At 61.3% G+C, this 9,351-nt stretch carries 11 protein-coding genes; 4 read left to right on the top strand and 7 right to left on the bottom strand.

All coding sequences use genetic code 11. From position 1 onward, the window contains the following. Window positions 1-364 precede the first annotated feature (364 nt). Window positions 365-1,507: a branched-chain amino acid ABC transporter substrate-binding protein gene (locus ACN9MU_RS21155; RefSeq protein ID WP_426162410.1), complete on the top strand. Its 1,143-nt coding sequence runs from the start codon at window positions 365-367 to the stop codon at window positions 1,505-1,507. Between the two features lie 186 nt (window positions 1,508-1,693). After that, the gene (locus tag ACN9MU_RS21150; protein ID WP_426162408.1) at window positions 1,694-2,419 is read left to right on the top strand and encodes a hypothetical protein; all 726 of its coding nucleotides are present in this window, start codon (window positions 1,694-1,696) and stop codon (window positions 2,417-2,419) included. A gap of 59 nt (window positions 2,420-2,478) precedes the next feature. Here the strand turns inward: ACN9MU_RS21150 and ACN9MU_RS21145 are convergent, their stop codons facing one another. The 4 genes from ACN9MU_RS21145 to ACN9MU_RS21130 form a co-directional block, all read right to left on the bottom strand. Continuing rightward, window positions 2,479-3,129 (bottom strand): c-type cytochrome, encoded by a 651-nt coding sequence (locus ACN9MU_RS21145; RefSeq protein ID WP_426162407.1) that lies wholly within the window; start codon window positions 3,127-3,129, stop codon window positions 2,479-2,481. 11 nt (window positions 3,130-3,140) lie between these two features. Then, window positions 3,141-4,397 carry a molybdopterin-dependent oxidoreductase gene (locus ACN9MU_RS21140; protein ID WP_426162406.1) on the bottom strand — a complete coding sequence of 419 codons (1,257 nt, stop codon included), beginning with the start codon at window positions 4,395-4,397 and terminating at the stop codon, window positions 3,141-3,143. Window positions 4,398-4,470: 73 nt separating this feature from the next. Beyond that, window positions 4,471-5,031, bottom strand: a complete 561-nt coding sequence (locus ACN9MU_RS21135) for a disulfide bond formation protein B (RefSeq protein ID WP_426162405.1) — start codon at window positions 5,029-5,031, stop codon at window positions 4,471-4,473. A gap of 9 nt (window positions 5,032-5,040) precedes the next feature. Then, the gene (locus tag ACN9MU_RS21130; RefSeq protein ID WP_426162403.1) at window positions 5,041-5,220 is read right to left on the bottom strand and encodes a hypothetical protein; all 180 of its coding nucleotides are present in this window, start codon (window positions 5,218-5,220) and stop codon (window positions 5,041-5,043) included. 375 nt (window positions 5,221-5,595) lie between these two features. Between ACN9MU_RS21130 and ACN9MU_RS21125 the strand changes: the two genes are divergently transcribed. Next, window positions 5,596-5,760, top strand: coding sequence for a hypothetical protein (locus ACN9MU_RS21125; protein WP_426162402.1), 165 nt, complete (start codon window positions 5,596-5,598; stop codon window positions 5,758-5,760). A gap of 20 nt (window positions 5,761-5,780) precedes the next feature. Here the strand turns inward: ACN9MU_RS21125 and ACN9MU_RS21120 are convergent, their stop codons facing one another. Then, on the bottom strand, window positions 5,781-6,128 hold the full coding sequence (locus ACN9MU_RS21120) for a hypothetical protein (protein ID WP_426162401.1): 348 nt from the start codon (window positions 6,126-6,128) through the stop codon (window positions 5,781-5,783). Window positions 6,129-6,346: 218 nt separating this feature from the next. Here ACN9MU_RS21120 and ACN9MU_RS21115 point away from each other — a divergent pair, with 218 nt between their 5' ends. After that, on the top strand, window positions 6,347-7,453 hold the full coding sequence (locus ACN9MU_RS21115; RefSeq protein WP_426162400.1) for an HD-GYP domain-containing protein: 1,107 nt from the start codon (window positions 6,347-6,349) through the stop codon (window positions 7,451-7,453). Here ACN9MU_RS21115 and ACN9MU_RS21110 read toward each other — a convergent pair. Together ACN9MU_RS21110 and sctT are read right to left on the bottom strand one after the other, a co-directional pair. Further along, window positions 7,435-8,565, bottom strand: a complete 1,131-nt coding sequence (locus tag ACN9MU_RS21110; RefSeq protein ID WP_426318487.1) for an EscU/YscU/HrcU family type III secretion system export apparatus switch protein — start codon at window positions 8,563-8,565, stop codon at window positions 7,435-7,437. The genes ACN9MU_RS21115 and ACN9MU_RS21110 overlap by 19 nt on opposite strands. Then, window positions 8,562-9,350, bottom strand: coding sequence for a type III secretion system export apparatus subunit SctT (gene sctT, locus ACN9MU_RS21105; RefSeq protein WP_426343418.1), 789 nt, complete (start codon window positions 9,348-9,350; stop codon window positions 8,562-8,564). The genes ACN9MU_RS21110 and sctT overlap by 4 nt, the downstream gene beginning before the upstream one ends. Between the last annotated feature and the right edge of the window lies 1 nt (window position 9,351).

Raw genomic sequence — 9,351 nt, 5'->3', positions numbered from 1 at the left:
GCAATCAATTCTGAGGGCAGGAGCATAACGGTGCTGGTCTCCCCCTGGGCTAGGCGGGGGCAAGTTTCGGACTACGCCGAATAACAAGCGTGAATTGGTCTGGATTTGCAGTGGATGTCGGCTCCGGCAAAGGCGTGGCCGGCACCACCAGCCGGGGAACCGGGGGCGAGATAATGACAACCTGGCCGCGCCGCTAATTTCATTCACGGCGGTCGACGTCAAATAGTCGGACTAATTTACCCGAACCCTCCAGTTGTCATTCTTCACTCATAGGCGATGCGTCGCGCGCAGCCACGCTCGGGCCACAGTCGGAGCTGCCTCGCTGTGGGATTAGATCTCAACTTAGTTTCCGTAGGACTGACATATGAAAGTAATTCGAGCAATGATCTGCACCGCGATTTTTGCGAGCGGTCTCCCTGCAATGGCGACAGCTGGCGAAGTCCTGCTCAAGATCGGACTTGCCGCGCCAATGACTGGGCCAATTTCGCACCTGGGAAAAGATATTCAGTCAGGTGCGCGCTTGGCACTCGACCGGATCAACGCCCAACAGCCTGTGATTGGGGGCGAGAAGGTTCGGTTCGAAATGGTCGTGGAAGACGATCAATCGGATCCGCGCGTCGCCACGCAAGTGGCAAATCGGTTGGTGGACCAGAAGGTCGTTGCTGTAATCGGTCACTATAACTCCGGAACGACCATTCCCGCCTCGAGGATTTACGCTGCCGCAGGTATTCCGCAAATCTCACCAGGGTCGACCAGCCCTGTTTATACCCATCAAGGGTTGAATACGGCATTCCGAAATATCGCCAATGACGACCAGCAAGGCTCAGTTCTCGGCAATTTCGCCTACGATAAATTAGGCGCCAGAAAAGTGGCCGTGATCGATGATCGAACGGCAGCGGGGCAAGGACAGGCGGACCGATTTGCCAAAGTATTTGCGCAGCGTGGGGGGAAGGTCATCGGTCGCGAGTACACCACCTACACGGCATCTGATTTTACGGCAATTCTCACGAAAATTAAGGGTTTGAATCCGGATCTTATTTACTACGGCGGTATGGATTCGCAGGCTGGTCTCATGGTAAAGCAAATGGCCAGACTGGGAATTAAGGCGAAGTTGCTTGGAGCGGATGGCATGCAATCATCCATTTTTACAAAGCTTGCAGGTCCCGACGCGGAAGGGCACATGGCCTCTTCGATTGGTATGCCAAAAGAGAGTATGCCTGGTTACGCGGCGCTCAATTCGGCATTTACCGAGAAGTACGGCGAGATGCAGGCATACGCGCCTTACAGCTACGATGCGGTCATGATCCTGGTCGAGGCCATGAAGCAGGCTAACTCGACGGATCCTGTAAAGTTTCTGCCGGCCCTGCGCAAAATTCATTACAAGGGCATTACAGGAACCACTGAGTTTGATGACAAGGGTGATGTGAAGAACGGGTCAATTACCCTCTACCGAGTCACGAACGGCGAATGGCGAGCGATCGCGACTTCGCAGGGCGCACGACTGTAAACCCTAGTTGGCCTTCCGTATCCTTGCGTTTCCTGTCACACCTTCCGTGAATTGGTCTGATTCTAGTTAGCCGGGTGCGTCCTGCGTGCGCGGGTCTTTTAGGATGGCTCGTTGCCCAAGCGGGCCTAATTCAATTCTAACGAGGGATCAATGCCGGTTGGCGAAAACAGTATGGAAAAGCGTGTCATGAAATCGATCTTGACACACGAGCATTACGAGCATGGCCGGCGTGATGCCAGGGCGCTGTTTGAATGGAACTGGCCCGATGACGGCAACACGGCGGCTTGGCTGGACGATAAGACCACCGATGCGCGGCGGGTCGTGAACCGCCTGTGCAGGTCGATGGACAACTTGTTGTCCAACTTGCGCGATTCACCCGGCGACGGGGACAGCTTGGCGGCATACGAACACTGCCTGACGGCTTTTCTGGAACATTACCAACACTGTTTCGCGCGCCCGTCTTCCGCCGCGGCGGTTCAGAACGCGAGGCTGATGCAGGAAATATTCAAGGTTTATGACGAGGCTCCAGCTGTGCGGCGCGCCCGTGTACACGCTTATCGCAAAGCGCTGCAACGTCTTCGCTATGGGCCTGTCGCGACGATGTTCGCCCTGGGCATATGCCGTTTCGGGCGCCACGAAATGGCGCGGCGCGCCAACGCCTGGCCATATGACGAGCCATTCCGTTTGCATGGCCGTGGCGCGGATTGGTGGCGCACGTGCACAATTTCCGATTTACGCCGCATGCTGTGCGCCGTGGCCGATCCGTACATTGCCGGACAGCTGTATTCGCTGCAATGGAACAGGGATATGGATGATGCGCAATTGGCCGGCCAGGCGTTCAATCGGAATTTCGTTTATCTGCCCAGGTCCCGGGCACCGGCATTGATGGCTGGCTTCGACGCGAGCCTTTAGGCTGCGTCGCCCGCGGCATCTGCACTGCCCGGCGCACGCCGGGCACCTCCCGCTTTACCTCATTGCTTTAGTACGAAAGCAGCCAGGGCGCGCGCTTCCTCTGGTTTCAACTGGCCGAACGGCGGCATTGCGACCGGGCCCCATTTTCCGGCACTGCCGCCTTGAATGCTCGCGCTAGCCTTGTCCAGGGCGGAAGCATCGCCGCGGTATTTCCTGGCGATGTCTTTGTAGGCTGGGCCTACGACCTTGGCGTCGATGGCGTGGCAGCTAAGGCAGGCATTTGCCGCGAGCAGGGCTTTCACGTCCGGCGCCTTGGCATTACCGGCACCGGCGTCCGGCGTGCCGGGGCGGACCGGCGCCGCGCTGCGCAGTGCGGCCGGAAGTTCGCTTTCCTTGGCGCTGCCGTACGTCACGGCGAGGTAGGCGCCGACCTGGCGCACATCGTCTTCGCTGAGCGGCGCGCCGAACAGGTCGCGCATCTTGGCCGCCTCCTTGGTCCATTGCGCCAGCGTCATATGCGGCGCCTGGTATTCCATGTAATCGGCGGAATGGCAGGTGGCGCATTTTTGCAGCGCGATCTGATAGCCGGGCAAGGCCGATGGCTTCAGCTTGGCCGTCTCAGGCGGCAAGGTGATGGCGTGCGGCGCGGCCATGGCGAAGGTGGTGCTGGCCAGCAGGGCCAGGGCACCGAAAGCGTGGCTGAACTTCATTGAATTCCTCATCAGGCAAGAGTGATATGGTAGGACTCGATCGCGTGGCGGCGGTAACCGCCGGGATTCCAGTCGACCTGCATGGGCTGTACTTCGCCGCGCCGGTTGCTGGCGCGTACCATCAGTACCGCAGGGCCCTTGAGGGCGCCGAAGCTGACGGCCAAGCGCCACTCGCGGAAGGAGTAGCGGCCAAGGTTCTGGCCGAGGCTTGCAGCCCGCCAGCTGCGCCCGCCGTCGGTCGACACTTCCACTGTCTTCAGCCCACTGCCGTCGTCGAAGGCAATCCCTTTCAGTTCCACGGGGCGTCCGGCTGGCAGCACGGCGCCGGAAGCGAGGCTGGTGATGAAGCTGCGCACCGGCAGCCGGCCGATCGGCTTGGTGTGCCCGGCGGGAGCGCCCGGGGTGACGCAATGGCAGTCATTGTCGGGCAGGCGGTAAGCTTCAGTCATGAAGGCGGCATCGTGACCGCCGAACGCGGTATCGATGACTTCGATATCGGACAAGTGCTTGACCCAATAGGTGCCGAAATAGCCTGGCACGATCAGTTTGAGCGGATAGCCGTTCAGGAATGGCAAGTCTTCCCCGTTCATGCCCCAGGCCAGCATCACGTCCTCCTGCAGCGCCACGTCGATATCGAGCGCTTTTCTGAAGTCCGGCGTGCTTGGCAGGACCGGCTGATCCAGTCCGTTAAAGACCACTTGCCGGGCGCGGCCTTGCAGGCCCGCCTTTTCCAGCACGGTCTTGAGCGGGATGCCGACCCAGCGCGCGTTGCCCATGGCGCCGTTGCCGAGCTGTGCGCCCGCCACGCGTGGCGAAAGATAGCCGCGGCCGTTGCCGGAGCATTGGTTGACCGCGATCACTTCCGCGTGCGCACCGAGGTCTTTCAGCTGGTTCAGCGAAAGGCTGAGCGGCGTCTTCACCTTGCCCTTGATCTGCAGGCGGTAGGTTTGCGGGTCGACCGCGAGCGGAATATTGGCCAGGTGGTAACGCACGTAGAAGGCGTCATTTGGCGTGATCGGGCCATGATTGAAGACTTCGAACGGCGTCTCCAGGTGCGGCGGACGGGTGGTGACGCGCAGCAGGGGCCGTTTCTGGGGATAGGCGACAAGCGGGCGTGGCCCGGCCGCGAGCGCGACATCGTCGTTAGCCTGCGCCGTTTGTGCGGCAAAGCCCAGCAAGGGACTGGCTGCGGCCACGCCGACGACGGCGCCCATGCCTTTGACAAATTGCCGGCGGCCTTTGGGGGCCGCGCTGTTGTGGTCGGTCATTGAACACTCCATTGGATTAAAAAAGAAGCGCCAGGCGTGGCTGGCGCTTCGGATAGTGAGGCCGTGGGCCTCGTCAAGGCTTCATGACATCGCCGTCATAGAGCATCAGGTAATGCTGCTGGCCGCCAGGTTTGAACGGATGAAAGCCAATCTCCAGGAAGGCGGATACCAGGTTGGCAAATACCAGCACCGCAAACAGCGTCGACGCGACGCGAGTCCAGGATGCGCTGCAAGCCACTGTCCGCTTGCCCAGCCTGGGCGCGAGCGCCAGCATGCAAACGCAATACAGAACGGCTGCGGTCAGGGCGAGATAGCTGGCGGTGTACATGTGCAAGCCGAGGAAGGTGGTGCCGGTCGGTGGCGTGCCAGGCAGGACTTTGACGAACATATGCATCAAGGAAATGACGCTGCCGACCAGGGCTCCGAGCGCGGCTAGGACATAGTTGGCATTGCTTGCTTCCTCCTGCCTGACATTGAGCAGCAGTCCGCCGCCAAACAACAGGAAGCCGGCGCGCTCCAGATTGCAAAGCGAGCAGGGCAGTTCATCCATGAAAAGTTGAAAGTAAAAAGCGATGAGCAGCACCAGGCACACGCCCATTAGGGTCAGCGAGTCAATTAAACGGTTCAGTTTCATGATGGCTCCTTACCACGAGCTGAGCGTGCGGAATAGCGGCATATGATGGCTGCCATGGTAGACGCCCCAGATGACGATCATCAGGATCGACAGCAGCCACATGCACTGCGCCACAGTGCGCGCGTTCGGGCGCAGCGACAGCACGGTTGCTGCGCATAAGAAAATGAATGGGATAAATCCGATAAACACATTGACCTCCTTTTGAAGTAGAAGCGCAACCATCGTATGCCTGTGGCCGTGCGACGCGCTGGACGTTGCCAAATGTCGGACTGAATTACCAATGGGTAACGATTTATGCAGGTCAAGCGGGCAGACCGGCTTTGCTGTCCGGGATTGGTCCGGGAATTCTTGCGGGGCCGCCAGGCAATGCCGGGCACGGCATATAGTCTTCGGTCGGCGCGCCAAAGGCGGGCCCGAAAGGAGAATGTTATGAGCAAAACAAACGAGAACCAGCATGACAGGCGCATGGTGGCCGGCATGCTATTGATGGATTGCCTGTTCGCCGCAGCCTTGCTGTGCGTGCACTGGGCGACCACTGTTTCAACCTGAAGGAGGGCGAATCGCTTGACTATTTACCTCGACCCAATCCGCACCACGTCGCTCACCGATGAGGGCGATGAACTGGCGGTGTGGCAACCTGGTCACGTCATGACGCGCGAAACGTACGCGCGGGTTGTCGGCCAGGACCGTTCCGAACTGCCCGAACAGGGCACAGACTGCCCCGCCTGACTGCCGGGCGTCTGCAGCCCTCACCCGGCCAACAGGCGCAAAGCAGGCCGGAGGGTGGCGCGCAGGCGCGCTTCATCGCTGCCCCCGTCGGCGGTGAGGCGCACAATCAAACCGAACCGGCCAAGGCGGTCCAGCACCAGCTGGGCTTCGCCATGCCGCTCTGGCGCCTCGAACTGGCGCTGCATCAGCCGCTGCGCGTCGGCCAGCGTCATCTTCTTTTCCGCAAATGCGACACATAGCCGGCCGCCGCTCAAGGCCGACAAAATCAGCTCGCCACATCGATAGCAGTCATGACTGGGCTGGCCCAGCCTTAGGCTGGTCAGCAGGCTGTGGCACACCGGGGCGGCCAGGGGAAGGTCTCGGTCCATGACAGTGAGTGCCTGCCTGTCTCAAGGCAGTTCGACAACGGGAGAGCATTTCGTATATCTTTTTTTGCAACGCATGGTTTTTTCCCGAATTAACAATCTATACTGAAACTTTACGGGGATTAACGTACTTGCAATTATGTAGTTACTCCGGCTTCGCTACCTGAAAGGTGCTGCCGACAGTCGCCGGCAAGCCTGCCTTCGTTTAACTGGAGAAGAAGATGCGCAACCCGACGCTCGTGGCGGCGAAGCCCGCCATCCTGGTAATTGAAGACAACACCAGCAATTTGTCGCTGCTGAACAACCTGCTCAAGGACCAGTATCGTGTCACGCTGGCCAATAGCGGGGCGCGTGGCTTGCGTGCACTGGAAATTCCGCCGCTGCCGGCCTTGATTCTGCTCGATGTCATGATGCCCGAGATGGATGGCTACGCCGTCCTGTCGCGCATCAAGGCCAATCCGCTGACGGCCGAGATTCCGGTGATTTTCCTGACCGCCAAGAGCGAGGCGGAAGAAGAGCAACGTGGCATCCGGGCGGGCGCGGTTGATTACATCACCAAGCCGATTTCTCCGGCCATCGTGCTGGCGCGGGTGGGCAAGGAGCTGATGGTGCGCCAGGCGCGCCGTACCCTGCAGCGCCACAACGATTGGCTGGAAGAGCAGGTGGCAGCGCGCACGCAGGAGGTGGAAAAGATGCGCGACGGCGTGATCTTCGCCATGGCCTGCCTGGCCGAGACGCGCGACAACGAAACAGGCAACCATATTAGGCGCACCCAGCACTATGTGGCGGCGCTGGCCAATGCGCTGCGCGAGCACCCGCGATTCCGCCGCGTGCTGACGGCGGAAAACATCGAGCTGCTTTACAAGTCGGCGCCGCTGCATGACATCGGCAAGGTGGGCGTGCCGGACCAGATCCTGCTCAAACCCGGCAAGCTGACCGAGGATGAATTCGAGATCATGAAGAAACATACCGATTACGGCCGCGATGCCGTGCAGGCGGTGGAAGAGTATCTCGGCAGCAGCAACGGCTTTCTGCTGTTTGCCCGCGAGATTGCGTACGGCCACCAGGAGAAATGGGATGGCACGGGCTACCCGCAAGGCTTGCGCGGCGACGCGATTCCGGTCTCGGCGCGCCTGATGGCGGTGGCGGACGTCTATGACGCGCTGATCAGCAAGCGGGTCTACAAACCAGCTTTCTCCCACGAGCAGTCGGTCGCCATCATGAGCGAGGGACGTGGCAGGCACTTCGACCCTGACGTGCTGGACGCCTTCTTGGCGATCCAGGACCAGTTCCGCGGCATTGCCGCCCGCTACGTGGACGAGGACTGAGGCGGCGGTGGCACTGGGCCGGCCAGCATGGCGTGGCCGATTTCCTCATCAATCTCGTGCAGCTCGTCGACCGCCATGCCTTCCAGTTCCTGGATGGCGCGGTACAGCAAGGCCACAGCGCGCAAGGTGTGCGATGGAATGTGGCTGCCCACCCGGCCGGTGGCGTACAGCTGGCGCGCCAAGCCGGGGTATTTGATGATGGGGACGTGTCGCTGGCGCGCCAGCGCGCGCAGCTGATCGGCTTCCCCGTCGCGCCCCTTGTCGACGATGCGCGGCAAGCCGTCGCGCTCGGCGCTGTAGGCCAGCGCCACCGCAATGTGCTCGGGGTTGACCACCACGGCGTCGGCCTCCGGTGCGCGCGGGCTGCGCCGCTCTTCCATCACGTTCTGTTTGGCAATCCCCTTGCGCTGGCCCTTGGTATGCGGGTCGCCCTCGGATTCTTTATGATCGCGCTTGACCTCGCTGATATCCATCATCATGCTGCGGTAGTTCATATAACGCTGCAGGGCCAGGTCGGCCAGCACCAGCACCAGCAACACACCCAGGCAATGGTGAGTGACGGTACGCATGGCCGCCATTGCCGCCAGCCAGCCTTGTTGCGGCGTCAGTACGTACAACTGGGCCAGGCCGGGCAACTGGTCGCGCAGGCAGCCGTAGCCGGTCGCGAGCAGCACGCTCATCTTGAGTGGCCCCAGCAGCGCCATCAGGAATTTCTTCGGCGCCACCAGCTGTTTCAGGTTGCTGCCGATGTCGAAGCGCTGCGTGCCTTTCTCCAGCGCTTTGGGTGCGATATTGAAACCGGTCTGCGATAGAACGGAAAGCGCGGATACTAGGGCCGCGACGCCGGCCATGCACAGCATGATCAGGACGGCGGCGCTGAAGGCGGACCAGGCACTGTCGAGCGGCACCCGGCCGGGGCGCGCAATGGCGGCCAGCGCCTGCAGCATATCGTTCTGCAGCAGGGTGCGCCATGCCGGCTCGGCGGCCAGCACGGCCTCGGTCCCGATGGTCCACAGCAGCAGCTTGGACAGTTCCTGGCTCAAGCCGAATTCGCCATGCTCGCGTGCGTGGCGCTTGCGTTGTTCGCTGGGCGGGTGGGTTTTGTCGCTCATGGGCACAGGGCCTGCAGCACGGCGTCGCCCCACCATTCGCCGGCGTGGGTGGCGATAAAGGGCAGCAGGGCCGGGAAGCACATCATCAGCATCCACAGCGCCAGCATGGCTTTGACCGGCATGGCGACCTGGTAGACATCCAGCCCCTGCAGCACGCTGCTGCCGATCGCCAGCACATATTCGGCCAGCATGGTCACCAGCAATACCGGTGCGCTGTACAACATGGCGTCGGCCATCAAGCGCGTCAATGCCGCCAGCATTGCTTGATGCGCGGCCGGCGCATGCAGCGGCGCCAGCGTGAGGGCCGGCCACAGCTGGTAACTGTCGGCCATCACATCAAACAGGCGCAGGAACAGGCCTGTTTCAATCAGATAGACCAGCAAAGCCCGTTCGCACAGCTCGCCGAGGATCGAAGAATCGGCCTGCAGGGATGGGTTGATCTGTTGCGCCGCATTGGTGCCGCGCTGGTTGTCGATCAGCGTACCGGCTGCGCGCATGGCCCAGAACGGTACGGCGAGCAGGCAGCCTAGCAACACGCCCAGTAGCACTTCCTTCAGGGCCAGCGCGCCGCCCTGCAAAAAAGTCAGCGGCTGATGCTGCAGCAAAGGCCACAGCAGTTGCGCCTGCGGCAGCGAGAGCGCCAGGCAGAAGGCGCTGCGTTCGAGCCCGGCCATATGCTGCCGTCCCAGCGCCGGCAGCACCAGGGCGCAGCCCAGCATGCGCGGCATGGCCAGCGCCAGGCAGCTGACCGGCAGCAGAAAGTTCGGCAGCGGCGCGGCAGCCATG

The organism is Pseudoduganella sp. R-32 (assembly GCF_049913245.1).
GTDB lineage: Bacteria > Pseudomonadota > Gammaproteobacteria > Burkholderiales > Burkholderiaceae_D > Rugamonas.
The sequence above is the reverse complement of the archived record's forward strand: the minus strand, read 5'-3'. Positions and strand labels throughout refer to the sequence as shown.

Coding starts and splice junctions, on each gene's coding strand:
- ACN9MU_RS21155 (WP_426162410.1), top strand. CDS start 365: ATGAAAGTAATTCGAGCAATGATCTGCACCGCGATTTTTGCGAGCGGT.
- ACN9MU_RS21150 (WP_426162408.1), top strand. CDS start 1,694: ATGAAATCGATCTTGACACACGAGCATTACGAGCATGGCCGGCGTGAT.
- ACN9MU_RS21145 (WP_426162407.1), bottom strand. CDS start 3,129: ATGAAGTTCAGCCACGCTTTCGGTGCCCTGGCCCTGCTGGCCAGCACC.
- ACN9MU_RS21140 (WP_426162406.1), bottom strand. CDS start 4,397: ATGACCGACCACAACAGCGCGGCCCCCAAAGGCCGCCGGCAATTTGTC.
- ACN9MU_RS21135 (WP_426162405.1), bottom strand. CDS start 5,031: ATGAAACTGAACCGTTTAATTGACTCGCTGACCCTAATGGGCGTGTGC.
- ACN9MU_RS21120 (WP_426162401.1), bottom strand. CDS start 6,128: ATGGACCGAGACCTTCCCCTGGCCGCCCCGGTGTGCCACAGCCTGCTG.
- ACN9MU_RS21115 (WP_426162400.1), top strand. CDS start 6,347: ATGCGCAACCCGACGCTCGTGGCGGCGAAGCCCGCCATCCTGGTAATT.
- ACN9MU_RS21110 (WP_426318487.1), bottom strand. CDS start 8,565: ATGAGCGACAAAACCCACCCGCCCAGCGAACAACGCAAGCGCCACGCA.
- sctT (WP_426343418.1), bottom strand. CDS start 9,350: ATGGCTGCCGCGCCGCTGCCGAACTTTCTGCTGCCGGTCAGCTGCCTG.